We start from the raw sequence: 24,381 nt of genomic DNA on the forward strand, positions 1-24,381 counted from the left end.
CCCTTAGTACTGTTCTCTTAGTATTATAAACATAAGACCTATCAATAGACAGCTTTTTGCATGCAAAAAAGAGGAGGTAGCTATACCTCCTCGCTTTATTATTGGTCAAGTGAAGTATCAAGTGGTTTAAGTCTCGCTTCAATTTCTGCGCGCTGCGGCTCTAAGAACGGTGGCAGTGCCAACGATTCACCAAGATGGTCGATATGCTCATCTGTATCAAAGCCTGGTCCATCTGTCGCAAGCTCAAACAAAATGCCGTTAGGCTCTCTGAAATAAAGAGATTTAAAGTAGAAGCGGTCAACGAAACCAGAGTTTTGAAATCTCGATTCATTTACTTTATTGATCCATTCATATAGTTCTTCTTCATCATCCACACGGAAGGCAACATGATGGACTCCGCCTCTGCCAAGGCGTTGAACAGGCAAATCTGTTCTTTCCTCGATATGAACCTCTGCACCTGTACCACCTTCACCTGTTTCAAAGACAAGAATATCTGGCTGATTTTCTATAGGAGAAGAAAATTGGCCACTTGCACGAAAGCCCATGATATCTGTTAGAACGCGGATTGTTGGTTGTGGTTTACGCACTGTTAATTGCACTGGTCCAAGACCGACAATAGCATGCTCTAATGGAATCGGTCCTTTTTTCCATGGTGTTCCTGCTTTAACGCCTTCGTTGTGTTCATCTGACACAAGGAAGAAGCGCTGACTTTCAAAATCACGGAATTCTAAAGCCCTACGTCCAGCACGTTCGATAATCCCTCCATGAGAAATTTGCAATTCATCAAATCGCTCGACCCAATATTGTAAGGAAGCATCACTCGGAACGCGTAGCGACAATGCGGAAATACTGCTGACACCTTCTCTGTTTGGGGCAAGGTTTGGAATTTCAAAGAAAGTAAGCTCTGTTCCTGGATTACCTTTTTCATCACCATAAAATAAATGATAAACAGATGTGTCATCCTGATTAACTGTTTTTTTAATAAGACGCATTCCTAATACCTTTGTGTAAAAGTCATAGTTTTGCGCTGCTTTTGATGTCATTGCTGAAACATGATGAATACCTTTAAACATCATTGTCATTTCCTTCTTTCTAGTTTTAAATTTTTTTCAGCAGTCCAAGTAACTGCTTCATTTCTGCTTCTGTTAATGCTTCAAACTGTGCTGCCTGAAACTCCTCTTGTTTAGGAATCACATCACTGTAAAGGTTTTGGCCTTTTTCAGTCAAGGAAACGTATTTCGTTTTCCACTCCTGTCTTCTTTCTACCAAGTCCTGCTCCTCCATTTTTTTCAGGAGCTGTGTTATATTTCCTTTTGACACAAGCAGTTTGTCTGCAAGCTCCTGCTGTGTGATGGAATGATTATGACCAATTTGGGCAAGCATATCGAGCTGAGCGACATTTAATCCGAATTGCTGTAAATACTGATTGCTTTTTCTGTTGCTTTTGTTGTAAAACCTTGATAATCGGAACCATAATAAGACACCAAGCCTTGTATTCCTTTTGGTTTTCATTGTTCAATCACCTTATCGTCTTTCGGTTTAGTGCTAAACTTATATTATCAGTTTACTTCTAAACTGATTAACAGTCAATATTTATTACCAAAAAAATTGTTAAAAAAAAACCTCAAGCGATACACCGCTTGAGCTTCTTCTTACAAATTAATTTCCAACCTAACAGGACAATGATCGCTTCCTAATACATTACAATGTATTTCTGTATCGACAAGCAGTTCCTTTAGACGTTCAGAAAGGATAAAATAATCGATTCTCCAACCAATATTCCGCTCTCTTACCTTCGCCATATATGACCACCATGTGTAAACATCGCCTCGGTCCGGATAAAGATAACGGAAGCTGTCAATAAATCCTAAGTCAAGGAGGCTAGTCATTTCTCCGCGCTCTTCTATCGTAAATCCTGAGTTGCCAAGGTTAGATTTAGCATTTTTTAAATCTAATTCTGCATGAGCGACATTAAGATCTCCGCAGTAAATGACAGGTTTCTGCTCATCAAGTGCTTGAATATACAGCTTAAGCTGCTTCTCCCATTCTATTCTATATGGCAAGCGGCTTAAATCTCGTTTAGAGTTAGGTGTATATACATTCAGCAAATAAAATTCAGGAAACTCTAAAGTGATCGCCCTTCCTTCCAGTTCTTCAAAATCATCGCCAATCCCATATTTGACACTTAGCGGCTTCTGTTTAGTAAACACCGCCGTTCCAGAGTAGCCTTTACGCTCCGCATAATTCCAAAATTGATGATATCCCTCTAAATCTAATTGAATTTGCCCTTCTTGCAGCTTTGATTCTTGTATACAAAAAATATCAGCATCTATTTCATGAAAAAAATCTAAAAAGCCCTTTTTAACACATGCTCTTATTCCATTAACATTCCATGTTACTACCTTCATTTGTATTGCTCCTTACCTATAAGTTCTACTAAATTAATAGAGTACCATGAATAAAGCAGTGAATAAAGTAATATATCTTTCCATGAAAATAACTTTTGAATATGAAACGCAAAGACTAGTTGCTTCATTATCTACCTATTTTAAATTTTTTAAGTTCCGCACTTAAGCAGTTAAAACTTTTACTTTCCCCACACTAATCTTATACACTGCCAAAAACAGAACTAGTATGAAAATGTTAAGCGGTTGCTCACTAGTTCCGTTTTCTCTGACAGAATTCAATTAGACTTAGTTTTTATACAATAGTTGGTGCTCCTGCATAGCCTACATCATAATGACGAATGAGTTGATAAAGTCCTTTGGCAATTTGTTCTTTCCCATAAAGTGGTTTGCCATGTCCTGTATAGATGGTGCTCGGCTCCAATTTTGCGAGCTTCATGATAGACTCTCTGCTTTCGGCTCTGTTTGAAGTGAAGTAAGCTGGTGGTCCATGCAGCTCTTCTTTCTGTGTTAAGACAGAAAATAAGGACTCTTGTTTAACAGTAACGAAGGCATCACCAGCCAGCAGCACTCCATCCTCTTTTCTGAATAAGGAAATATGGCCTTTCGTGTGCCCTGGTGTATGGATACACTCCCATCCCTCCATGAAATTCAGCTCTATACCCGTCTCAAGTACTTTCAAGTTAGAATGCAGCTGAATACCATCCCGAGGATATAACGGCGACAACAACGACATAACGCCCTTTACAACAAATGGTGTTGGTCTTGGATAAACCTCTTCACCAGTTAAATAGGACATTTCCTCGCTATGGGCATATATGGGCACATCCCACTCACGCAGCAAGGTTTGCAATGCTCCAATATGATCAAAATGACCATGTGTTAAAATGATTGCTCTTGGCTTTCTGTCACCAAATAATGATTTAGCATATTGCAAAATAAACCTGGCCGAATATGGTATGCCTGCATCGACCAATATCCAATCTTGCTTGTTCTTACCTAAGCCTGATACAAATGCAATATTTGCGATAGCCGTTTTATATCCATAAACATTACTTGCTATTTTCATGTACCTATCTCCTTTTTACGTTTAGTATTGCCTAACATTTTGATCTGACACAAAAAATACATTTTTAAGTAAATTCAATGAAAGTCTTAAAGAAAAAAGGGGTTATATGTAACTAATCCATTGAGAGATTGCTTCATCTTTTTTTGCTCAATCCTAAGGTACACATGCCATCTCTCGACTCGCAGTATTGGGAAAATCAGCAGTTACTTACATGTCAATGTATGATGCTCAAACATCTTTTTCGAGTGCGCTCAATCGTAATAATCTGTATTCCTCGTATGTAAGCCAAGTTGGATATTTTGACCATGCACGAAAAAAAATGATAAGATGACACCGAGGTGAACAATAATGATAGATTCATTTAAAGCAGTTGTTGTTAATAAACAAGACGAAGATTTTTCTTTGCATGTAGAACAAGTAAACTTAGACAAGTTATCTAAAGGCAATGTATTAATAGAAGTGCATTATTCAGGAATCAATTATAAAGATGGTCTCGCAAGTGTGCCAAACGGAAAAATCGTGCGTTCCTATCCACATATCCCTGGTATTGATTTAGCTGGTGTTGTGGTCGAATCGGAAGATTCTCGTTACCAACCGGGAGATAAAGTGATTGCAACCAGCTATGAAATTGGTGTATCTCACAGTGGTGGTTATAGTCAATACGCAAATATCCCGGCAGATTGGGTTGTGCCACTTCCAGACGGACTTACATTAAAGGAAGCGATGATTATCGGGACAGCTGGCTTCACTGCTGCATTATCTGTCCAGCGCTTAGAGGAGAATGGCTTAAAGCCTGAAAATGGAAAAGTACTTGTAACAGGGGCTACAGGTGGAGTTGGAAGCTTCGGTGTTGCGATGCTTGCAAAGCTTGGCTATAATGTTGAAGCTAGTACAGGCAAGGAATCAGAGCATGAATACTTAACAACGATCGGCGCGAGCAGTATTATTGCTAGAGATGAAGTTTATAACGGCAATCTGAAGACATTAGATAAGCAGGAATGGGCTGGTGCAATCGATCCTGTTGGCGGGGCTACATTGGCAGCTATCACAAGCAAGCTTCAATATAACGGCTCTGTAGCTGTTAGCGGCTTAACAGGCGGCGGAGATGTCCCAACATCTGTTTATCCATTTATATTAAGAGGCGTTAACATATTAGGAATAGACTCGGTTTACTGTCCAATGGAGACAAGGCTGAAAGTGTGGAACCGAGTTGCCTCTGACTTGAAAATCGATGACTTTACTCCATTTATCGCCAAAGAAGTTACACTTGATGAACTTCCTGACCTTTTGCCAACTATTCTGCAAGGCGGAATCCGCGGCAGAATTATTGCAAATATTAAAGGATAAATAAAAAAAAGGACCTTGAAAAAGGTCCTTTTTACTTACTTGATTTGCATCCATGTATCCACATAATGAACAGCAAGATTAACGTTTTCTTGCGGATATGCTTTTGCTACTTTTGCAAGCTCGTTTTTCATATATGTTTTACTTTTTTCATAAAAGCTTATATTAGAACCCTCTGCTGACTCACCAGTTTCGACACCAATATTGATTGCTTTTCCAGCATCCTTCGCATATTGCACTTCTGTTTTCACAAGTGAATTAATGCCGTTTGCACCTGTTGCTGTATTTCTGTATGCCATAATAGTGACAGCATCAGTATTTTTGATTGCCCATTTTGCAAGATTGCTTTTTCCATATGTGTTGGCAAATGTAATTTCGTCAAACCAAAATGGCATATCAATGCTTAAATCTAAGCTTAATTTAGAACTTAACTGACTGCTGCGTTTAATCAGCTTTTGATAAGCTAGGACAACAGCATCTCTGTCTGTGTTCCATTCTGTTAATATATACGGTTCAACATCAAAATGTACACCATTGAAGCGTTGATTTGCAGCGCTGCTCTTTTGGTAATTCTTAAGCCATGCGAACATGCTGTCCGCATATGCTTGTCCGCCTGCCAATGCCCATTTCGCAGCACCATCTAATGCATGAACACTGATGCTTTTTGCTGTAGCTTTGGCAATAAATTGTTGATATGTTTTTCGTTCAACCTCTTGGTCAATTTGCAGGTAGACGTCTGTCACATTGTTTTTCACAAGGAAATTAATGACTTTATTTTGTCCAGCTGCAGTTGTTAGTGACCATGGATTCCAGATCCAAGTTGCATTTGTTTTGCTGTTTGCAGCAGCATTTGTATGAATAGAAGGTAGCATTAAGCCCACCACCAAAATTAAAATTGCTAGTTTCTTCATTATATATACTTCTCCTTAAGAAAAGCCTAGACCAATCCAAAGGAGAAGTCTGGCAGCCTGGCAGCCATTCGTTTTGATAAACGGTTAGGCCCATAGCTTTGCGTCCTTGCTTTTCAACAAGTTTGCCCTTTTCAGATATTTTTTAGTTAGTTATATTATAGCGTGTTTCATTCTTTTTTCCTAGTACTTTTCTCACAAAGAATGAAATGAAAATTATGGAAGAACTGTGATAAATGCATTTATCATAAGCTAATCATTAAGTAATCATTTTCTAGTTAACATAATAAAATTATAATCACCTGTCTTCAATCGCTTTACAAACCCCAATCGTTAATTCCTGCGTAATTTCATCTAATTTCGGCTCAAGTACACTATTAACCATCGGTGCAAATGTACCAAATGCATTTATTTCCAAATAACCAGTCATTTTTGTTTGTGTTTCTCCGACTTGCTGTGCTGAAAAATAACCGCTCCCGATAAATTTTTCATTTATGCCTGTCAGCTTGAAAGAAACTTGAGATGGTTCCTCCCATTTCAGTATATCTATCCGTAAAGAGATTTTTTTCTTTATGAAGCCAATATCTGTCTTAAACTCCCATGTTGAAACTAAATCAGAGATAATCTGATGCTGAATATAACCAGGAACTAACGGAGCCCAATTATCCATCGACCTGACAAAATCCCACACCCTTTCAAGGGGAGCTTTAACAACTATACTATGCTTTTTGCTAGGCATTGCTCACACTTCCTTCTTTTCATGTCTATTACTATGCATATTCATATAGGAAGAAAGTATGTTTAGCAAAAAGGATTTTTACTTAGTTAACATAATATTATTATCGTGACTTAGTTGAAGTAATCTGACAATTCCATTTCCATTGCTTTTTCCTTCTGATCATCAGACACATGTGTATATTTTTGAGTTGTGTTTAAATTGGTGTGTCCTAGCAGCTCTTGAATTGTACGAATATCTCGTCCATCCCTGACGAGATGTGTCGCAAAGCTATGACGCAGCTTATGGCTGGAAATCGACTTTTGCTTCCAATTGTATTCTGGGTATTCCTGTTCAATACTGTTACAAATTCGCTCGGTTATTTCCTGTATCCGCCTTCTAGAAATCCTTTTTCCTCGTCTTGAGATGAACAAGGCATCCTCATTTCCTCGCATCGGCAGAATTCTATCTTCCTTTATATAAGACATTAACTCCTCATAAAGCTTTATAGGCAACGGAATATATCTTGTTTTATTACCTTTTCCTAACACCTGCAGTCCTCTTTTTGCTGGTTGAATCGAGGATATATTTAATATATGTATCTCAGAAACACGCAATCCAGCAAAAGCCATCAGGCCCATCATCACTTTATTTCTTTTTTGATGCTGCTTTTGAGATACAATGCTGATCATATCAAAAAACGCCTTCAGTTCATCCTTCTCTAAATAACTCGGCAATTTTCCTTTTTGTTCCTTCGCGCTTTCTAACTCAGCAGCAATGTTTTTATCAAGTAAGTCATAATCCATTAAGCACTTAAAAAATGATCTTAATGCCGTCAGTCGTCTATTCCTTGATGTAGCACTATTGCCCCGCTTTGTTTTCAATTCATTCATGAATAGGGTTATATGCAGCTTTTTTACTTCATGCAATTCTACCTTTTCTGCTTTTTTCCGAGTCATAAATTCTAAAAATAAGTATATATCGCGTACATAGTTTTCCATTGTGAACTTGCTGTAGTCTTTATTATCCATTTCTGTTTTAAAGATAGTGACTTCTTCCTCATACCATTCTGCTAATAAACGATTATCCATCTCTAATAAACCACCAATCTTCGACTTTTATCTATTATTTATTATACTATATTCCTTAAAAAACCGCACATAAGAGATATTATGCGCGGTTATGCAGTCAAAACTGCTACAAAGGAATTAAGTTAGCATCTGCGTGTTATGACCTATTTAATTTATTGTATTTTATTGGGATAATTAGTAGAAATAACAAGCTTTCTAAAGCTTACATATGAGGTGTTTCCAATCAAGATTCTCTTTTGGACAATTGGTATTTTAAATTTAGCTGATGGAATATTGACATATATCGGAATGCATCTCCAACTGATTGGTGAAGCAAATCCGTTAATGAGTTCCGTTTGGGAGCTGTCTCCTTATTTGTTTTTATGCTGTAAAATCGGTTTATCCATTTTCCTGTTTATTCTCGCCGCATATTTCACAACGAAGCATGTGAAAACATGGAGAATAATTCTATCTGTACCACTGCTATTATATGTAAGCATATTTGCTGTCCACCTTACTTGGATATCATATGCATTTTGAAGTTTAATATAATAATATTATGTAAACTAAAGTGGTTAACTTATAAACAATAACTCCTTATCATCAAGATAAGGAGTTTCTTTTATTATATAATTTTCCTGCCAAGCTGTCCTAATGCATAATGAATGCCGTGCTTTAATGTTTGGAAGCAATCAAATTGTGATAAGTTAATGTTTGCCTGTGATACGACGATGCTCAATTCTGGTGAAATTCCGACTAAAATTGTTTTTATGCCAATTAAGTTTGCAGCTGAACCGATTTTTTCTAAAAGACTTGCAGTATGCTGGCTAATATCTCGGTCCAAACCAGTTAAGTCTAACACTAAATAACTTGCTTTGTACTGAGGTAAATTATTAAGAGTATTTGTTACAAGTAATTCTGACCGATCTTCGTCGTATTTTCCCAAAAGCGGAACAATGACAATGTCATCATGGACAGGAATAATTGGGGAGGAAATTCTTTTCACAAGGTCTTTCAGCTCTTTTGTTTTTTCCTCCACAAGCTGCTCCAATTGCGAAATTTGTTCTGATTCTTTTTTTCGTGCCAGTTCATGGATATTGTCTGATACAGTTATTTTGGAAGGGAAATACTTGATGATGCTGTATTCATAGCCTTCAAGCTGCTCCTGCACAACCTTATACCAAATATTTGTACCGAATAATTTTGAGAAAATCCCAGCATAATGTGCTGCTAAAAAATGTCCGCCTTTTTTCTTGCCTTGTGCAAGATTTATTTTATGTTCCCAGCTATCTTTAATATGTGCTGTTAATGTTTTGTTTGTAAAATCCAAATCATGGATATCTGCTAAGCCCCAGCCTGCAGATGCATATGTAGCTGTTATGAGAGTTGCTGCTTCTTTCACATCTACATCCTTCATCTTGTCAAAGTAATCACCAACTACAAGACCTTGTCTAAAGCCTGTAGCTTCAAATACTAAGCTTGAAGCTTCTTCGCCGGAAATTTCCTCAATTGTATCGAAAAAAGTTCTCATCGCACTGGAAATCCAGAAAAGCACGGAATCTTGTTGTTCAAAGATAAACCTGCCTTTTTCTAATTCCCATTCAAAATTTAAACCACCAATATTAATAGACGAATGCTTACTCATCTTAATCCCCTTCATACGCTCATTTTCTTTTTCTCTATTTATGTATATTCACTTTGCATATATACACCTTTTCACCTATTTTTAAACCTTTATTCGCAACATTTTTTTGTTGATCTCGTTAATTGAATGCTACTATTTCTTTTATGTTTAAGATTCGCCAATAGAATAGTATAACTAATTCGAATCAAATTCAATAAAAATTTTTTGTATCCTCTCACCCGTATTGTTTAATAATAAAAATATTATTCATTCATGAAGGAGTGGAGCACGAATGACTGCTTGGGAATTAAAACAAACGTATCTTAATGTCTCTGGAATTAACTTGTATTGTGAATACATACTAAATGAAAAACCACTGATTGTTCTAATTCACGGGTTTGCATCCTCAACCTATACATTTCGCCGAGTTATCCCTTTTCTGCAGGAGCATTATTCAGTTATTGCCATTGACCTTCCTGGCTTTGGAAAAAGTGATAAATCCACCTCATTTATTTACAGCTTTCAGAACTATTCGAAGCTACTGCTGGAATGTTTGAACCAATTTGGATACTCTAATTTCCATATCGTAGCACATTCTATGGGAGGACAAATAGCCCTCAATATGGCATTGCTCGCTCCTGAGCGAGTAACCAAATTAGTTTTGCTATGCAGCTCTGGTTACTTAAAACGAGCAAGAAAAGCGCTTATTTATACTTCTTATTTGCCATTATTTGAAAAATTAGCCTATTATTATGTGCAAAAAAAAGGGGTAAGACACCATTTAAACAATGTCTTCTTTGACAAGTCATTAATCAATGATGAAATGATTGAGGAATTCGGCAAACCACTTAATGAAAAAGGATTTTATAAGGCTTTAATCCGCCTTCTTCGTCATCGTGAAGGAGATTTGTTGCCAAACCAGCTTCAGGATATTCATGTACCTACACTATTAATATGGGGTGAGGAGGATCGCGTTGTTCCATTGGAGATTGGCAAGCGTCTCGTTCGTGATTTGCCTGATGCACAGTTAATTACTTATAAAAAAACCGGCCATTTAATTACAGAGGAACAGCCTGAGCTTGTCTTTAAAAATATTATGATGCACATGATTTAACAGCTATTAATACAAAAAAAACTAACTTAAAAGGTTATTCTCTCCGGACCTTCTAAGTTAGCTATTGATGTGTTTAAGAAAGCTTTTCCTTTGCTTCTTCATAATAAGGCTCCCCAACCTCTAAAATAAATTGAAGAATGTCCTCCGCTGCCTTTGTATTTATAAAATTCCGTTGACTTATTATCATTTTATTTAGCTTTTCGCCGTTATTGGCGAGTAAATTGCTTAATGTATCTTTAATTTCCTTTGGTTTTTTACAAACTACTCCTAAGTTAAAGTTCTCTGCAAAGCTTGGATTATCCTCTTCTTGACCTGGTAATGCACCTGTAATAATAAGTGGTGTATTTGTGGCAATTGCCTCAAACATAACATTCGGGCTCCCTCTTGTAAACGCAATATCAGAGGTTAGCATCAAATCTTGAATGTTTTTTGTAAACCCATATATTTCAACGCGATCACCATATTTGGCTTTTAGTGACATTTCGAGTTTTGTTTTGAGCGTGACGTTTTTCCCGGCTACAATTTTAACGTTGCATTCGAAATGATTCAAAAGATTTTCGGCGATTTTTTTCATATTCCCAACACCTTCACCACCGCTCATAATCAAGCATGTTAATGACTGCCCTTCCCTATAAAGCTTGCGCTGATTACAGCTTTTTTGGAAAAAACGCGAACGAACTGGAAACCCGGAAACCTTTATTTTTTCGTCTGGAATTCCAAATTCAATGCATTTAGTTTGTGCTTCATATGTAGGGCTTATTATGTAATGGGCCCTTTTATCTGCCCAAAGTGGAAAAATATTCACAAGGTCAGCAATAAGGGTGAAAAATGGGATGTTGATCTTTTGCTTTTCTAAAATATTTAAGATAGAGCCATTAAAGTTAGGATGAACAGATAAGATCATATCTGGCTGTATGTCTTCCAGTAATTTGAGAAAGTTTTCCCTGATCAGTAATTCGATAAAGTTATCAACTAAGTGGGGTTTTAGGGCAGAGAGCTTCCAAATCACCTTCCAAAGCTGTTCTGAATTTCTAATGATGGGCCCGTAGGATTGACCGATTTTTAAAAGCAATCGTTTACCAAGGGAAAATCCATCTACTACGAAGATTTCGACACCTTGATACGTTTGGACTTTTTCACATAATGATTCTGTGATACTTTTATGACCATGTCCTGTTATATCAGAAGAAATAATCAGTAATTTCTTTTCCATAAACTCAGCCCTTCTTTAAGATGCCGTATTTTTTAACTGTTTGATTACCTGCTTGTATTGTTTTAAGGAGTATAGTGTGCCGATAAAGCCTTCATTCATCTTGTGGTCGGATGATACTGCGATGATTGTAAGAATAGGAAAGAACTTATTTGTTCGAAATCGAAGATCCTTCCAATAGACTAGGTAGCCATTTTTACGTTTTAGTACAAATGGGTAGGCATATTGGGTACTTGATAGAAAATCTGCAACAAGTGGATGGTTTTTACTTTCTGACACTAAGTCAGGAAATGTAATTTTTTTAACAAGAGAATGGTCAATAGTAAGACTGCTCTTTGCGTAAACACCAAATAAGAAATCTTCCTTCGTTTCGATAATGACATCCCATTGAAATAAGGAAATACGAGGAATCATTTTTATGCGTATAGAGTTTTGAAAATGGAGATGCAAATTTCTTTTTACTAACACGGTGGAGATGGCTCGAACAGCTACGTACAGGAAAATAAAAAGATAAATAGTTAAAAATACCTCACCCATTGGAAAGAATGACAGAAGGGAAAATCCAAACAAATGTACTACTAGAATAGTTGGATCTACTAATGGGAGCGAATCAAACGCAATCCACTTTTTCGAGAACGGCAGTAAGACCTGTGTTCCATGGACATTAAATAAATCAAAAAACACATGAAGAATGACTGCTAAGAAAGTCCATAAAAATAAATGGAGAAACGACGCCTCTTGGAAAAAGGCATAAATAATACCTGAAACAGCAATACTCCAAAGAGGTAACACAAACAAAGAATGGGATGTTGAACGATGATTGCGGATATAACTGCCCTTTCCTTTCATTCGATAAAGATAGTCAAAGTCTGGTGCGTTCGAACCAATGACTGTACCGAATAAGACTGCTTGGGACAAAGCATCAGAATTAGCGACAACGGGATCAATATGAGCGAGTGCAGCTAATCCTAAGCCCATTATAATGTGTGAACTCGTATCCATTTCATCACTCCTTATCATTGTTTAACAAACAATAATGCTTCCTTCTATGTAAATTAATATGTTTGGGTATTGTCTTCGTTTATAGTTAATCACCCCCTTCTGTTCTTCATTATATTTGGTATGTGTTCCTTCATTCATGGTTTCATGTAAAGATTATGTTTAGATTCTGAGATATTATTTAAAGTTACAGGTTAATAGACAGCAGTGATGTTGCTGTATATAAGTCATTTAACTAGTTTAAAGTCTATTATAACTCCATTTAGTTATTCAAAGCACAGCATTTGTGTTCATATAGCTTTTTCGTTTTAACCAGATGTTACTATCTTATCTAACAAGTTTTTTACATATTTTAGGCGTTCGCTCACTCTGTACCAATAAGCACAGCATATAATAGGAGGACAGAATGCTTGGTGCTATTTTTTTAGTGTGTTCATACAATAGGTATAAACAGTACTTCATTGCTTATGTTTAGACGTTTGAAGGAGGAGCTATAATGGCGGAGAAAAGTTGGGCAGATAGGACATTTCAAAATCTTCAAGAAAACTCTATGACATTTGATGTGGTGTTTCAGCGTATTATTAGCTTCATGGCGAGAAACCCTCGGGGAAATTACCGATTGATGATAGGCACAGATTCACAGGTTCATCCATCTCATACAACCTTTATAACTGGCATTGTCATCCAAAATAAAGGCAAAGGTGCATGGGCTTGTATTAGAAAGAATATTGTTCCAAGAAAGATGTTAGCATTGCATGAAAAGATTTCTTACGAAACAACATTAACAGAGGAAGTCGTCTCTTTATTTACTGAGGAAAGAAAAAATACGATGATTGATATCGTACTTCCCTTTATTTATAATGGAGCCACTTTTTCGATGGAAGGCCATATCGACATTGGTAGCGGTTCAAGAAATAGAACGAGTGAATTTGTTAATGAAATGGTTGCTCGGATTGAATCAACGGGAATTGAACCGAAAATAAAACCGGATTCGTTTGTTGCATCAAGTTATGCTAATAAATATACAAAGTGATGCTTTGTTACATAAAAAAAGCCTGTCCTTATTAAGAACAGGGCTAACTTTTATTCTTTTGATGAAGCCACTTCTTCAGACAATTTTTTATTTTTGTTAATGAAGTGGATGATAAATGTAATGATAAACGCCAGAATCAAAATCGCAAAGAAAACGTAATGATTTAACTCGAAGCCAAAAATACTAGCAAACATTTTTAAGGCGATGATGCCGATAAGCACAAATGCTGTATTTTCTAATTCAGGCACCTTTTCAATTAAGACTAAAAACAGCTTTGCTACAGTTCTCATCATTAAAATGCCAAGCATACCACCCAATAGCAAAATCCAAATTTCATCTGAAACAGCTAAAGATGCAAGTATACTGTCGACTGAAAAGGCTAAGTCTAACAATTCAACGGAAATGACAGTTGCCCAGAATGCTCCAAACATACGAACAGTCCAGCTGTCTTTTTTTATGCCGCTTGCTTCCTCGTCCTTATTATTAAGGAAGAAATGCTGGATAACAATCCAAGCAAGATAAGCAGCGCCAATTACTTTAATCCAAGTAAATTTAATTAAATACACTCCGAGTCCGATGAATAGAAAGCGGAAAAAATACGCTCCAAACAGTCCGTATGTGAGTGCTTTTTTTTGCTTGTCCTTAGGAAGATGCTTAACCATGATAGCAAGCACTAGCGCATTGTCTGCTGAAAGAAGTCCTTCAAGGATGACAAGTGAACCAATTAATCCCCAAGAAACAGGGTCTGATAATACTTTAACCCACATCTCTCCATCAAAAAATGAAGCGTAAGTAGAAAGTATTTGATGTAAAATATCCAATCAAAAAGCCCCCAAATAATTATATTAAATTGATAATGAGAACATTATACTCCTAAAAATAGACAACTGCAATCCTTTGAACTAGACGGAAAGCGTTGCCTTTTTTCGTTTTTCATAGAAACCTTAAACAGTGCAAATAACTCACACTGTTCAAGGACATATTGTTTTATTGCAAGTCTTCAAATTCCTTTGCCATTCTTTCCAAAGCTGTTTGGATAATAGATCTTGGCGATGGAATACAGATTCTCTGATAGGTATTCCCTTCTTCCCCAAACATACTTCCATCCTCAAGCAGGACGTTGGCTCTATTATATATACGGTCATGAACCTCCTCTGGCGTTATGTTATACGCTGAAAAATCCATCCACATAATATACGTTCCTTCAGGTATCGTTACCTTTACTTTCGGCATGTTTTTATCGATAAACGTCTTGACTATTTCCATTGTGCCATCAATATATACTTTTAAATCCTCCAGCCATTCCTCACCTTCTCGATACACGGCAATAAGCGCTGAGATTGTAAATGGTGAAGCCATTTGATAGCCCATTGTTTTTAAAAATTGTTTGCGAAGCTTCAAGTTTGAAATTATCGCATTTGTGCAATGGAGACCTGCTACATTAAAAGTCTTGCTGATGGCTGTTAGGGTAATAAGAGAATCATTATCTGCAATTTTTGCCATTGGAATAAATTGCTCGTTTCTTCTAATTAAATCACCGTGAATTTCATCTGCAACAATTAAAACTTGATGCTTACTACAAATATCTGCTAATTTTTGCAATTCATCCTTGCGAAAGTTTCTTCCTGTTGGATTATGAGGATTACATAATAGAAACATCTTTGTGCTAGCATCACTTGCTTTTCTTTCAAAATCTGCAAAGTCAATCGTATAGTAGCCATTGTCATCACAAGAAAGAGGATTATTGACAACCGTTCTTCCATTTCCTTCAATAGCTGAAGTAAACGGTGGATATACAGGACGCTGAATGATGACACCATCACCAGGTTCAGTAAAAGCACGAATAGCCATATTCATTGCATGCACTGTCCCCGGACTGTATACAATATGATCTCTATCAATTTCCCAGTCGTGTCTTTTTTTGAACCAATACTGAATTGCTTCATAGTATTCATCAGGAAAAATCGAATAGCCATAAATCCTGTTGTCTACTGTTTGATGTAATGCTTTGACTAATGCATGTGGTACAGGCAAATCCATGTCTGCCGTAAATAAAGGAATAGTGTCTTCATCATATCTTTCCGTAAGACCCATCTCCTTGATCATCTTACCGCCATCCCATTTGACTGAATAAGTGTTTCTCCGATTAACAACCTCATCAAAATTATTTATCATGATTTCCACTTTCCTTTCACATCGTTAGAATATGTATCCACTAGTTGTTTCATTAATCTTCCTCATAGATCATCTTAACAGTCATTCCGCCATCAACTGTTAGATTAGTACCTGTAATGAAATTGTTGTCTCTATTAGTTAAAAAGAGACATGCTCTCGCAATATCTGCCGGCTTGCCTACCCTTTTAGATAGATGCTGGTCATGATCAATAGTCCGTAAATCTTCATAGTGCTTTGTTTCAATCCAGCCAGGCGCGATACTGTTAACAGCAATTCGGTCATTTGCCAAGCTATTTGCTAACGCATGAGTAATCGCCATAATTCCGCCTTTGCTTGCACTATAGCTTTCTGTATTCGGTTCAGACATATATGCCCTTGTTGAAGACATGTTTACAATCGAGCCACCATTTTCATTTTGCTTCATGATTTTTGCTGCTTCTCGTGAACATAGAAACACACTTCGTAAATTCGTGTGTATAACATCTTCCCATTCATCCAAGGTTAGTTCATAAACAGACTTAAACAAAGCCTTGCCAGCATTATTTATTAATATGTCAATCTTTCCGAATTGCTGCTGCGTTTTTTCCATTAATTGAATGATATCTTGCTCCTGTCTAACATCTGTTTTAATAAAAGCTGCATTTTCAGGATGATTAGAGGCATTAATGATTTCCGTTGATGCAGCTTCATCAATATCTGCAAAAACTACCTTAGCCCCTTCCTTTAAGTAATGCTCTGCAATGCTCCTGCCAATTCCATTACTTGCTCCAGTTACAATAACGACCTGATCTAAAAATTTCATGGCTGTCTCCTTTACTCGTTTATTTCTATACTAATATTGTATTAAAGGATTGACGAGATATCAAAAAATAACTGCTGCAAGTTGCTGTATTGAACTTAAAGGACTTGCGAACAGGTATTTTCCTTGTATTTAATTATTTTTTTTATTGCTTATTTAATAATTGATATTGTAGATTGAGTGCGTAAAATTATTTAATAGTTATATTTATTTGACTTAGCTTAACTTCAATGCCCTTTCTCGAACTTGAACGCTTCTTATATTACCTACATAGCTTTTTAAAAGTTTATCCAGGTTGGCTTTTGTCATAAATTAACTTTTGCAAAGCTTTTATTCTAGAGGCTGGGATAAAACAAAAATAACCTTTCTAAACATGAATAATAAAATTACATCCATATTTGAATATATAGTTCGGTTTTTTATTGATTCATATACTTATGTCCCAGCCTCTATATGCGTATTCACATACTTATTTCCCAGCCTCTTTAGGAAAGTTAAGTCTGCAAAAGAAAACGCCCCATTTTTTATGGAGCGTTTTTTAGTCTTCTACCTCTTTGACGGCGATGTTTTCAAATAATGCCTCCCAATAATCATCGTTGTTTGTCCATTTTTCGTACTCTGGCATTTCAACAACTGTGACATTCCTTATTGGCCACGCCTTTTTTTCCATATCCTGTCTGTCTTTATGATTGATAATTAGGATTTGGTAGTTATTCTTTACGACAGATGATATTGCGGATTCAAGCTGTAATGTGTCTGCAAAGGAAGCCTCTGTGCGCACAAAAAGGATACGTTCGCCTTCTTCAAAGAATTTCAGCATTCTTTCTACACGTCTATCCAGCTTTTCCTTAACCTTTGTATACTCAGGAAAGTTTGTAAACGTATTACTGTCAGCCCTAAAGTCATGGCTTGAAACGATATTATATGCTGTATCTGTAATAACCAAATATGGATCAGTTGAGTTAATGCCTGTGGAATACTCACCTGTTGCTTTCAAGTTGTGTAGCTCCATATAGCCTGTGAATTTATTGGATAGCAGCCTAGAAACTTCTGAAAGTTGATTGGAGGCCATCCAATCAAGTGGTCCTGCAAAAGGGCGCAAATTAAATTTACGAAGCTGGATGCTTGCTAGACATAAATCTCCTAAACTGTATATAGCATCATATGTTCCTTTCAAATCTTGTATACTCATCTACTCGTCTCCTTTACTATTGTGGACGGATGGTAATGTCAGTGAATATATGCTGCCAAAGTGTGTTATTTCCATCCCAAATGTCTTCATTTGGCAGACATAATGCACACACATTATCAATAAAACATTCATGCTCAATAAGCTTATCGATAGGATAATGATTCACGATTAATAATGTAAACTCACCTTTTACTACTTCCTTTAACACAGTCTGGAGCTCAATAATTTCCTCAATGGTTGCTTCTGACCGAATAAAGAGGATGCGCTTGTTTGTTTGAATATTTTGGATAAACCGTGCGATTCTCCTTTGATACTTTTCTTGAACGGACGGTAAATCCATCAGGCTGTCTATTGTATTTCTATCTGTTTTAAAATCATGATTAAAGCTAATAATATTTTCTACATCATATACAAGCAAGTCGGAGTCTGAAGCATAGCCGCTAGGAACAAGATTTTCCTCTGCTAGAAACCCTGTAAAGTAAGTTTGGATAAGCTTTGCAACATTATGTGCATAGCGAATTCCTACCCAATCAAACGGGCCGGCGAAGGGTCTTAGATTAAACTGCCTCATTTTCATTGCTGGCAGGCAATTTTCACCTAAGCTATAAATGGCATCATACTCACCTTTTATTTCATTAAGCTTCATGTACATACTCCTTTTAATGGCATCAGGCCATTATCAATATAAACTGCATAAAGGCAATCTGGCTGTGAATTATGTTCGTATGGCCCCTTATTCGGATGAAGCAACTAGTTAATTAGAAGGAAGCTTGTTTTGCAAATAATATTGATAGGTTTTTTCTAAGCCTGTCACGATATTGTATGCAGGATTCCAGTCAAGCTCATTTGCACATTTTTCATTTTTAAGGCAGCTGTGCTTTATATCGCCTGTTCTGCTGTTAGTATGAATGATGTCTAGAGCAGCTGGGTGAAGCTCTAATAAAATACTAGCAAGCTCCTTAATGGATGTTGGCTTATTTGTGCTTACATGAAAAATGTCGTTATTCCCGCCCTTCATGGCAGCGAGATTTGCTTTTACGACATCTTCTACAAAAACAAAGTCACGCGTCTGTTTCCCATCGCCATGAATATTTAAGCTTGTTCCCGCTTTAATTTTATCCATGAATACGGCAATCACACCGCCTTCACCTTTAGCAGTCTGTCTTGGCCCGTAAACATTCCCATAGCGCAGGATCGTGTAATCCAAACCATAGAGCGTCTGATATAACTGAATATATGTTTCAGCGGAAAGTTTGGAGAGTCCATAATAAGAAATCGGTGCTGTATGATCTTGTTCCGTAATGACAGATTTTTGAAGGTTACCATACACAGCAGAAGTGGAAGAAAATATGATCTTTTCCACGTTTGCATTTCTGCAGCCTTCTAGTATATTTATTGTTCCATTTATATTGATATCTGCATCTTCACATGGATTTTTTATTGATAAGGTAACATCTGCCTGTGCTGCCAAGTGGAATACGAATTGTGGTTTTTCTGTTTCGATGATTTGTCTAGCCTCTTTGCTGCGAATATCTACTTTATGCACGATAACTTTTGGATGATCATGTTCGTGATAACCTGATCTATAATCATCTAAAATATGAACCGCGTATCCTTCTTTAACTAAAAAATCTGTTAAATGCGAACCGATAAAACCTGCTCCACCTGTAACTACTACTTTCATCCTTTTACTCCTCTATTCTTTTTTAATAGCTTATGTTTTTTCTACCATCTGTGTATAAGACGTCTGACCATAAAAAGGAAAATTGGACATGTTTAAGGTATTGGCAGAAAGGAGCGAATGGAGTAATTCCCATTCGCTGATATTCCTACTTACTCGACAATGAGACTGCTTATTATTGTGTCATCGGGCAGCGAATAATTGTGAGGCAACGTCTTAACCACTTCATCAAAAAAGGCATGATCAACAAACGCCTTGTTCTTGCCTGCTTTTTCTGCGAATAGGTAATTATATACATCTGCCGACATTTCTTCAAAAACTTCCAGTGTTTTGTTATTAGGGAGATTATACTTGCTAGGTAAAGTGGCTGCTAGTTGCTCCATTACTTGTGGGTCAATAAATAAATAACCTTCTTTTGCTGTAGACTCTCTTACAAAATATTGATGATAGAAATCTACCTTCATGGGCTGGAACAACGTTATCGTATTTTCATTAGGAAATTGATAGCCTTCAGGCAAAACAGAATCAAGACGCTCGACAATTTTTTGCTGTTCCTCCAGACGTCTCTGTTCCTCTAATCTAAGTTGTTCCTCCAGCCTTTGTTGCTCCTCCAGCCTTTGTTGTTCCTCCAGCCTTTGTTGCTCTTCCATCCTTTGTTGCTCCTCCAGCCTTTGTTGTTCCTCCAGCCTTTGTTGCTCTTCCATCCTTTGTTGCTCCTGTAGCCTTTGTTGCTCTTCCAGCCTTTGTTGTTCCTGTAGCCTTTGTTGTTCTTCAAGTCTGTTCTGTTGCTCTAACCTTTGCTGCTGATGCAACCTCTGTTGTTCCTGTGAACGCTGCTTTTGTTCCTGTCGTGTTTGTTCTAATAGCTTTTTCTGCTCCTCTAGCCTTTTTTGTATTTCTAACTTTTTCTGTTCCAGCTGTTTTTGTTGTTCCTCGAGCTTTTTCTGCTGTTCCAGTTTCTGTTGCCACTGCTGTTGCTCCATCATCTGTCTTTGTGCATTAATCCATTGCTGCTGTTCGATCATTTTTCTTTGTGCATGAAGTAATTGCTGCTGCTCTGGTCTTTCTGGCTTATGCATGTCAGCCGTATAAAATGTCTCATTGTCTTTCTCATTCTTCATCTCATTATTTGACAGTGATGATCCAGGAGATTCTTCTACAGCTATTTTATCAAGCAGTGAACTCACTAAATCCGCTCCCTTGTTAACAGACAAGGAAATCATTTTATTAACGATCGGTTTCCATGGAAACATCACTTTCTTCCTTTCTATTCTTTGCTATTGCTTCCTCATACACTGCTAAAATACTTTGCACACCTTTTGATAAAGACCAATGATCAAGTCCCCAAACTTGTGCGTTTTTCCCGATGATTTTTTGAAATTCAGGCGAGCTTAATAACAGCTTTAATCGTTCATACAATGCTTTAACATCACCTGCAGGGTAAATTAGGCCTGTTACCCCGTCCTTCACCATTTCCGGAAGTCCTCCAGCGTTACTAACAATGCTTGGTTTTCCAGCAATTTGAGCTTCTACTAATGAAAGCGGCTGGTTTTCTAAAAGACTAGGAAACACATAAATATCCGTTTTCGAAACTAAATACGGAACATCACTCCTATTTCCAAAAAAGAAAACGTCATCCTCAATTCCAAGCTCTTCTACTTGCTTCTTTAATTCGGCTTGGTTGTCTCCTTCGCCAATAATCCAGCACACCCAGTCCTCTCTATCCTCTTTCAGCTTGCCTAAAGCGGCAATTAAATGATGCACACCCTTCATTTCAATAAGGCGCCCTGTATATGTGATGACTGTCTTATCTTGCGGAATTAAGAGTGACGTGTTCTCTTTTGTCATTTCCTCTAAAAAAGTGTCTGTATCAAATCCATAATGAAGGACTTTTAATTGCTCTTGCGGCACATTAAATTCCTCCATCAAAATATTTTTTAACCAGTTATTTGCGACGATTGTATAATCAGGAGCTGTTGCACCATTTCTTTCTAAAGCATCGTAGTAAGCTCTGGCCATATAGCTTGTTGGTGATTTATGAATATTTTTTAGCTGATGCCTTATTTCATGTGCAACTGACCCGTGCAGTGTTGCAACTAAAGCTGTATGTTCCGGCAGCACTCTTGCCATGCTTGCCGCTGCCAATACATCTTGAGTATGAATCACATCATATTCTGCCAACCCTAAATAAGCTGCTCCTAACTCAAATATATAGCGCTGGAATTCTGTATATTTGACGAGAGCATTAACATGTAATTCTGGGTATGCTTCCTCTGTCAGTTTACCTTCAAGCAATGGCAGTAATTTTTCTCGTTCGATTGCTTTATCTTTATTAATGATATAAACCGCACTGGAATCTTCATTAAATCCAAGCAAGTCAACCTCATGCCCGAGTTTCTCCATTTCTCTTTTTTGCTGTTCCATATAGTTCCAAACCCCGCCTACATGGGGGATAGCCCAATATGTCGCCAATAGTATTTTCAATTTCCTAACACTCCTTTATTTAAAATTTGCGTAGGTTATTAGCTTTTCCCTTTGTCATATATCCCCAGTAGGTTATCTACGCCAACCTCGAGCGACCAATGCTTAACTCCCCAGTCTTTTGCATTTTTCCCGAGAAAGCTTTGGTATTCCTTGTTAACAAGCAGCATATAAAGACTGTTCCTCAATTCATCAACATTCCCTTTTGAAACAATCAAGCCTGTTGTGCCGTGCACTACCATTTCTGGTAAACCTCCTGCATCGCTGACAATAACCGCCCTTCCAACAATTTGTGCCTCAATGACAGATAATGGCTGATTTTCAATCATGCTTGGCAATACATAAATATCCGCTTTCGATAAAAGCTGCGGGATATCATCTCTGCTTCCAAAGAAAAAAACATAATCCTCTAACCCTGCTTTTTCCGCTTGCAGCTTAAGCTCTGTTAGCTTTTCTCCTTCGCCGACAATCCAGCATTGCCAATTCCCAATAGATCCGCGCAGCTGTTTTAAAGCTTCTATTAAAATGTGAACGCCCTTTAAAGCAACAAGCCTTCCTGTAAATAGAATGATTTGCTTATCAGTCGGTTTATAAATATTAGAATCTCTTTCATCTATTCTGCTCAGGAAGGAATCAATATCAAAGCCATAATGAAGCACTGTTAATTGCTCTTCTGGAACATGAAATTCATCTATTAAAATATTCTTAAGCCAGTTATTGGCCACAATCGTTACCTCTGCTGATGTTGCACCTGTGTGCTCCAGTTCATCAAAATACGTACAGCCGATTTGTGATGTGGCTGTGACATGTTCATATAGAAGATGATCCTTCATTTCATGTGCGACAGAACCATGTAATGTTGCGATTAACCTTGGACCAGATAGCTTAAGGTTGCCAAAGCTTGTTGTCGAAAAGACATCTTGTGTATGGATGATGTCGTACATTTGCAAATTAAGACTGGAAATGGCAAGCTCATAACCAATTCTATGTTTTTCGCAATAAGTGACAACTGGGTCCGCCATATAAGGGATACTTTGTTTTTCTGCTAAGCGGTTATTAATTTCTTCGAGTAAATCGTCATTGTAAATTTTCTTTTCTTCTGAAACGAAGTAAGTGTATTTATGCATTTCTCCATATCCGAGCAAATCCACTTCATGCCCCATAGCTTCGAGCCGTTTTTTTAATTGGTTCATGTAATTCCAAACACCCCCGACATGTGGAACTATCCAATATGTCGCAAGCAGGATTTTCATATATACAACCCCTTTCCTCTTTGTCTCTTTATTCATATTGCAGGAAAGCAAAATAGTGTGGACATGTGCCTGCAAAACAGGTGTTTTTCCAATAAAAATACATGAATGACCTATAGTATTTGTCCAAACGTCTTCGTTTTTGTTACATAAGCTATTCTTGTATCCTTCCAATACAGAGAAAAGGTGGTGAAATTTATGCCTGTAGTACTACAATCCTTCACTACTCCTGCAAACACTGTCAGAATTGCAGATTCGGCAACAGCACCTGGAGCTGTTACTCCAGTTGGTCCAACCATCCCATTGATTGATGGAAACGGTTCATACATCTGGTCTCCTGTTAATGTTTCTGGTCAATCAGTAACATTCCGTAGTGTATTTTCATTCGGTGCACCGCTATTATCTGTGGCATTGCCGTTAACTGTGTATTATGCATACGCTGGTAATGAAACAGCAACAGTAACTGCAACTTTAGAAGTCCTAAATGTATTAGGTGTTATCGTTTTAACAATTCCATTATTTTCTGGGGACACTAACCTTGGAAACCCGTTGAATGTCAGCACTGTTGCAGCAGATACGTTATTGGCAGCAAGTGTTCTTGGTGGAACGGTTAACATTACTGTTGATGCAACAGTTAATGCTCCAATCACTACTCCTTATGATCCTGTTAATACTGGTCGTTATCTTGGACAGATTACTGTACAACAAATTGTTGCTATCTAAACCATACTAACAACTAATGGAGGTGACAAAAAAATGCCAATCGTTTTACAAAGCTTTACTGATCCGACAAATACAATCATTACAGCTAATACAGCAGGGGGAACATTGCCTCAAACACCTGTAGTTGTAGCACCATCTCCAACACAACCGTTCATTGATGGCAGCAATGCATATATATGGGCACCAAACACTGCTGCAAACCAAACTGTGACATTTGAGAGCAGCTTTACGTTTGCAACAGGACTATTGAATGTTGCTTTACCGATAAGTGTTAACTACGCCTTTTCTGGTACAGATACAGTAATTGTCAGTGCAACATTAGAAATCATCAATATTCTGGGAATAGTCATTGCCACAATTCCAATTTTCACCAATATAGTCAATGCAGGCGGAACTACTAGTGTAGAAATCGCATCAGGAGATACTTTGCTTGGATTGAACCTGCTTGGTTCCAATGCCAACCTTACTATCACTTCAACTGTAACTGCAGCTGCTGCTGGTAATTACCTTGGACAAGTGACTGTTAACCGAGTAATTTAATATGATTGAGTGATAGAATTTCCATTCATATGTCCCCCTCCTTCCATAG

25 protein-coding genes and 1 riboswitch are annotated in these 24,381 nt (G+C 37.3%); of the genes, 6 read left to right on the forward strand and 19 right to left on the reverse strand.

The genetic code is table 11. The features are described 5' to 3' along the window. Positions 1-98: 98 nt before the first annotated feature. The 4 genes from CEQ21_RS22800 to CEQ21_RS22815 form a co-directional block, all read right to left on the reverse strand. Positions 99-1,076, reverse strand: a complete 978-nt coding sequence (locus CEQ21_RS22800; protein WP_185766503.1) for a ring-cleaving dioxygenase — start codon at positions 1,074-1,076, stop codon at positions 99-101. A gap of 22 nt (positions 1,077-1,098) precedes the next feature. Beyond that, positions 1,099-1,512, reverse strand: a complete 414-nt coding sequence (locus tag CEQ21_RS22805; protein ID WP_185766504.1) for a MarR family winged helix-turn-helix transcriptional regulator — start codon at positions 1,510-1,512, stop codon at positions 1,099-1,101. Between the two features lie 140 nt (positions 1,513-1,652). Beyond that, on the reverse strand, positions 1,653-2,408 hold the full coding sequence (locus CEQ21_RS22810) for an exodeoxyribonuclease III (protein ID WP_185766505.1): 756 nt from the start codon (positions 2,406-2,408) through the stop codon (positions 1,653-1,655). A 292-nt stretch (positions 2,409-2,700) separates the two neighbouring features. Next, the gene (locus tag CEQ21_RS22815) at positions 2,701-3,474 is read right to left on the reverse strand and encodes an MBL fold metallo-hydrolase (RefSeq protein WP_185766506.1); all 774 of its coding nucleotides are present in this window, start codon (positions 3,472-3,474) and stop codon (positions 2,701-2,703) included. A gap of 348 nt (positions 3,475-3,822) precedes the next feature. Here CEQ21_RS22815 and CEQ21_RS22820 point away from each other — a divergent pair, with 348 nt between their 5' ends. Continuing rightward, positions 3,823-4,821 (forward strand): NADPH:quinone oxidoreductase family protein, encoded by a 999-nt coding sequence (locus CEQ21_RS22820; protein ID WP_185766507.1) that lies wholly within the window; start codon positions 3,823-3,825, stop codon positions 4,819-4,821. Between the two features lie 35 nt (positions 4,822-4,856). On the opposite strand, the gene CEQ21_RS22825 is transcribed toward CEQ21_RS22820, so the two are convergent. The 3 genes from CEQ21_RS22825 to CEQ21_RS22835 form a co-directional block, all read right to left on the reverse strand. After that, positions 4,857-5,729, reverse strand: a complete 873-nt coding sequence (locus CEQ21_RS22825) for an amidase (RefSeq protein ID WP_185766508.1) — start codon at positions 5,727-5,729, stop codon at positions 4,857-4,859. 48 nt (positions 5,730-5,777) lie between these two features. Next, a riboswitch (cyclic di-GMP riboswitch) is annotated at positions 5,778-5,866 on the reverse strand. Positions 5,867-6,024: 158 nt separating this feature from the next. Continuing rightward, positions 6,025-6,465, reverse strand: a complete 441-nt coding sequence (locus tag CEQ21_RS22830; protein WP_185766509.1) for a CoxG family protein — start codon at positions 6,463-6,465, stop codon at positions 6,025-6,027. Positions 6,466-6,575: 110 nt separating this feature from the next. Continuing rightward, entirely contained in the window at positions 6,576-7,532 is a 957-nt protein-coding gene (locus CEQ21_RS22835; RefSeq protein WP_185766510.1) for a tyrosine-type recombinase/integrase, read from the reverse strand. Positions 7,533-7,745: 213 nt separating this feature from the next. On the opposite strand from CEQ21_RS22835, the gene CEQ21_RS22840 reads away from it, so the two are divergent. Further along, positions 7,746-8,051 carry a DUF5658 family protein gene (locus CEQ21_RS22840; protein WP_268879000.1) on the forward strand — a complete coding sequence of 102 codons (306 nt, stop codon included), beginning with the start codon at positions 7,746-7,748 and terminating at the stop codon, positions 8,049-8,051. Positions 8,052-8,136: 85 nt separating this feature from the next. Here the strand turns inward: CEQ21_RS22840 and CEQ21_RS22845 are convergent, their stop codons facing one another. Then, entirely contained in the window at positions 8,137-9,156 is a 1,020-nt protein-coding gene (locus CEQ21_RS22845; RefSeq protein WP_185766512.1) for an STAS domain-containing protein, read from the reverse strand. Positions 9,157-9,427: 271 nt separating this feature from the next. Between CEQ21_RS22845 and CEQ21_RS22850 the strand changes: the two genes are divergently transcribed. Then, the gene (locus tag CEQ21_RS22850; protein WP_185766513.1) at positions 9,428-10,249 is read left to right on the forward strand and encodes an alpha/beta fold hydrolase; all 822 of its coding nucleotides are present in this window, start codon (positions 9,428-9,430) and stop codon (positions 10,247-10,249) included. 73 nt (positions 10,250-10,322) lie between these two features. Here CEQ21_RS22850 and CEQ21_RS22855 read toward each other — a convergent pair whose 3' ends face one another. Continuing rightward, positions 10,323-11,462 (reverse strand): MGDG synthase family glycosyltransferase, encoded by a 1,140-nt coding sequence (locus tag CEQ21_RS22855; protein WP_185766514.1) that lies wholly within the window; start codon positions 11,460-11,462, stop codon positions 10,323-10,325. Positions 11,463-11,477: 15 nt separating this feature from the next. After that, the gene (locus tag CEQ21_RS22860; RefSeq protein WP_185766515.1) at positions 11,478-12,461 is read right to left on the reverse strand and encodes a metal-dependent hydrolase; all 984 of its coding nucleotides are present in this window, start codon (positions 12,459-12,461) and stop codon (positions 11,478-11,480) included. A gap of 493 nt (positions 12,462-12,954) precedes the next feature. Here CEQ21_RS22860 and CEQ21_RS22865 point away from each other — a divergent pair, with 493 nt between their 5' ends. Continuing rightward, the gene (locus CEQ21_RS22865) at positions 12,955-13,491 is read left to right on the forward strand and encodes a ribonuclease H-like YkuK family protein (RefSeq protein ID WP_185766516.1); all 537 of its coding nucleotides are present in this window, start codon (positions 12,955-12,957) and stop codon (positions 13,489-13,491) included. A 50-nt stretch (positions 13,492-13,541) separates the two neighbouring features. Here CEQ21_RS22865 and CEQ21_RS22870 read toward each other — a convergent pair whose 3' ends face one another. The 9 genes from CEQ21_RS22870 to CEQ21_RS22910 all read right to left on the reverse strand — a co-directional run bounded on the left by CEQ21_RS22870 (position 13,542) and on the right by CEQ21_RS22910 (position 23,072). Continuing rightward, the gene (locus CEQ21_RS22870; protein ID WP_185766517.1) at positions 13,542-14,312 is read right to left on the reverse strand and encodes a TerC family protein; all 771 of its coding nucleotides are present in this window, start codon (positions 14,310-14,312) and stop codon (positions 13,542-13,544) included. Positions 14,313-14,478: 166 nt separating this feature from the next. Then, entirely contained in the window at positions 14,479-15,666 is a 1,188-nt protein-coding gene (locus tag CEQ21_RS22875; RefSeq protein ID WP_185766518.1) for a MalY/PatB family protein, read from the reverse strand. Between the two features lie 52 nt (positions 15,667-15,718). After that, a complete protein-coding gene (locus CEQ21_RS22880; RefSeq protein ID WP_185766519.1) occupies positions 15,719-16,468 on the reverse strand; it encodes a glucose 1-dehydrogenase in 750 nt (249 codons plus the stop codon). 535 nt (positions 16,469-17,003) lie between these two features. Further along, positions 17,004-17,657: a DUF1796 family putative cysteine peptidase gene (locus CEQ21_RS22885; RefSeq protein WP_185766520.1), complete on the reverse strand. Its 654-nt coding sequence runs from the start codon at positions 17,655-17,657 to the stop codon at positions 17,004-17,006. Between the two features lie 16 nt (positions 17,658-17,673). Beyond that, on the reverse strand, positions 17,674-18,303 hold the full coding sequence (locus CEQ21_RS22890; protein WP_185766521.1) for a DUF1796 family putative cysteine peptidase: 630 nt from the start codon (positions 18,301-18,303) through the stop codon (positions 17,674-17,676). Between the two features lie 108 nt (positions 18,304-18,411). Next, on the reverse strand, positions 18,412-19,341 hold the full coding sequence (locus CEQ21_RS22895) for an NAD-dependent epimerase/dehydratase family protein (RefSeq protein WP_185766522.1): 930 nt from the start codon (positions 19,339-19,341) through the stop codon (positions 18,412-18,414). 149 nt (positions 19,342-19,490) lie between these two features. Further along, the gene (locus tag CEQ21_RS22900) at positions 19,491-20,591 is read right to left on the reverse strand and encodes a hypothetical protein (protein ID WP_185766523.1); all 1,101 of its coding nucleotides are present in this window, start codon (positions 20,589-20,591) and stop codon (positions 19,491-19,493) included. Continuing rightward, positions 20,566-21,822, reverse strand: coding sequence for a glycosyltransferase family 4 protein (locus tag CEQ21_RS22905; RefSeq protein WP_185766524.1), 1,257 nt, complete (start codon positions 21,820-21,822; stop codon positions 20,566-20,568). The genes CEQ21_RS22900 and CEQ21_RS22905 overlap by 26 nt, the downstream gene beginning before the upstream one ends. 38 nt (positions 21,823-21,860) lie before the next feature. Beyond that, positions 21,861-23,072, reverse strand: a complete 1,212-nt coding sequence (locus CEQ21_RS22910) for a glycosyltransferase family 4 protein (RefSeq protein ID WP_185766525.1) — start codon at positions 23,070-23,072, stop codon at positions 21,861-21,863. A gap of 195 nt (positions 23,073-23,267) precedes the next feature. Between CEQ21_RS22910 and CEQ21_RS22915 the strand changes: the two genes are divergently transcribed. Both CEQ21_RS22915 and CEQ21_RS22920 read left to right on the forward strand, forming a co-directional pair. Next, positions 23,268-23,792, forward strand: a complete 525-nt coding sequence (locus CEQ21_RS22915) for a hypothetical protein (RefSeq protein ID WP_185766526.1) — start codon at positions 23,268-23,270, stop codon at positions 23,790-23,792. A 33-nt stretch (positions 23,793-23,825) separates the two neighbouring features. Further along, the gene (locus CEQ21_RS22920) at positions 23,826-24,332 is read left to right on the forward strand and encodes a hypothetical protein (RefSeq protein ID WP_185766527.1); all 507 of its coding nucleotides are present in this window, start codon (positions 23,826-23,828) and stop codon (positions 24,330-24,332) included. Positions 24,333-24,381: the final 49 nt, after the last annotated feature.

The sequence above is a fragment of the Niallia circulans genome, from assembly GCF_007273535.1.
GTDB lineage: Bacteria > Bacillota > Bacilli > Bacillales > Cytobacillaceae > Niallia > Niallia circulans_B.

Excerpts from the sequence above, each read along its gene's own strand:
- CEQ21_RS22855 (WP_185766514.1), bottom strand. The coding sequence starts at position 11,462 with ATGGAAAAGAAATTACTGATTATTTCTTCTGATATAACAGGACATGGT.
- CEQ21_RS22865 (WP_185766516.1), top strand. The coding sequence starts at position 12,955 with ATGGCGGAGAAAAGTTGGGCAGATAGGACATTTCAAAATCTTCAAGAA.
- CEQ21_RS22830 (WP_185766509.1), bottom strand. The coding sequence starts at position 6,465 with ATGCCTAGCAAAAAGCATAGTATAGTTGTTAAAGCTCCCCTTGAAAGG.
- CEQ21_RS22825 (WP_185766508.1), bottom strand. The coding sequence starts at position 5,729 with ATGAAGAAACTAGCAATTTTAATTTTGGTGGTGGGCTTAATGCTACCT.
- CEQ21_RS22890 (WP_185766521.1), bottom strand. The coding sequence starts at position 18,303 with ATGAAGCTTAATGAAATAAAAGGTGAGTATGATGCCATTTATAGCTTA.
- CEQ21_RS22860 (WP_185766515.1), bottom strand. The coding sequence starts at position 12,461 with ATGGATACGAGTTCACACATTATAATGGGCTTAGGATTAGCTGCACTC.
- CEQ21_RS22810 (WP_185766505.1), bottom strand. The coding sequence starts at position 2,408 with ATGAAGGTAGTAACATGGAATGTTAATGGAATAAGAGCATGTGTTAAA.
- CEQ21_RS22845 (WP_185766512.1), bottom strand. The coding sequence starts at position 9,156 with ATGAGTAAGCATTCGTCTATTAATATTGGTGGTTTAAATTTTGAATGG.
- CEQ21_RS22915 (WP_185766526.1), top strand. The coding sequence starts at position 23,268 with ATGCCTGTAGTACTACAATCCTTCACTACTCCTGCAAACACTGTCAGA.
- CEQ21_RS22815 (WP_185766506.1), bottom strand. The coding sequence starts at position 3,474 with ATGAAAATAGCAAGTAATGTTTATGGATATAAAACGGCTATCGCAAAT.
- CEQ21_RS22920 (WP_185766527.1), top strand. The coding sequence starts at position 23,826 with ATGCCAATCGTTTTACAAAGCTTTACTGATCCGACAAATACAATCATT.
- CEQ21_RS22820 (WP_185766507.1), top strand. The coding sequence starts at position 3,823 with ATGATAGATTCATTTAAAGCAGTTGTTGTTAATAAACAAGACGAAGAT.
- CEQ21_RS22885 (WP_185766520.1), bottom strand. The coding sequence starts at position 17,657 with ATGAGTATACAAGATTTGAAAGGAACATATGATGCTATATACAGTTTA.
- CEQ21_RS22850 (WP_185766513.1), top strand. The coding sequence starts at position 9,428 with ATGACTGCTTGGGAATTAAAACAAACGTATCTTAATGTCTCTGGAATT.
- CEQ21_RS22835 (WP_185766510.1), bottom strand. The coding sequence starts at position 7,532 with ATGGATAATCGTTTATTAGCAGAATGGTATGAGGAAGAAGTCACTATC.
- CEQ21_RS22805 (WP_185766504.1), bottom strand. The coding sequence starts at position 1,512 with ATGAAAACCAAAAGGAATACAAGGCTTGGTGTCTTATTATGGTTCCGA.
- CEQ21_RS22880 (WP_185766519.1), bottom strand. The coding sequence starts at position 16,468 with ATGAAATTTTTAGATCAGGTCGTTATTGTAACTGGAGCAAGTAATGGA.
- CEQ21_RS22875 (WP_185766518.1), bottom strand. The coding sequence starts at position 15,666 with ATGATAAATAATTTTGATGAGGTTGTTAATCGGAGAAACACTTATTCA.
- CEQ21_RS22900 (WP_185766523.1), bottom strand. The coding sequence starts at position 20,591 with ATGTTTCCATGGAAACCGATCGTTAATAAAATGATTTCCTTGTCTGTT.
- CEQ21_RS22800 (WP_185766503.1), bottom strand. The coding sequence starts at position 1,076 with ATGATGTTTAAAGGTATTCATCATGTTTCAGCAATGACATCAAAAGCA.
- CEQ21_RS22895 (WP_185766522.1), bottom strand. The coding sequence starts at position 19,341 with ATGAAAGTAGTAGTTACAGGTGGAGCAGGTTTTATCGGTTCGCATTTA.
- CEQ21_RS22910 (WP_185766525.1), bottom strand. The coding sequence starts at position 23,072 with ATGAAAATCCTGCTTGCGACATATTGGATAGTTCCACATGTCGGGGGT.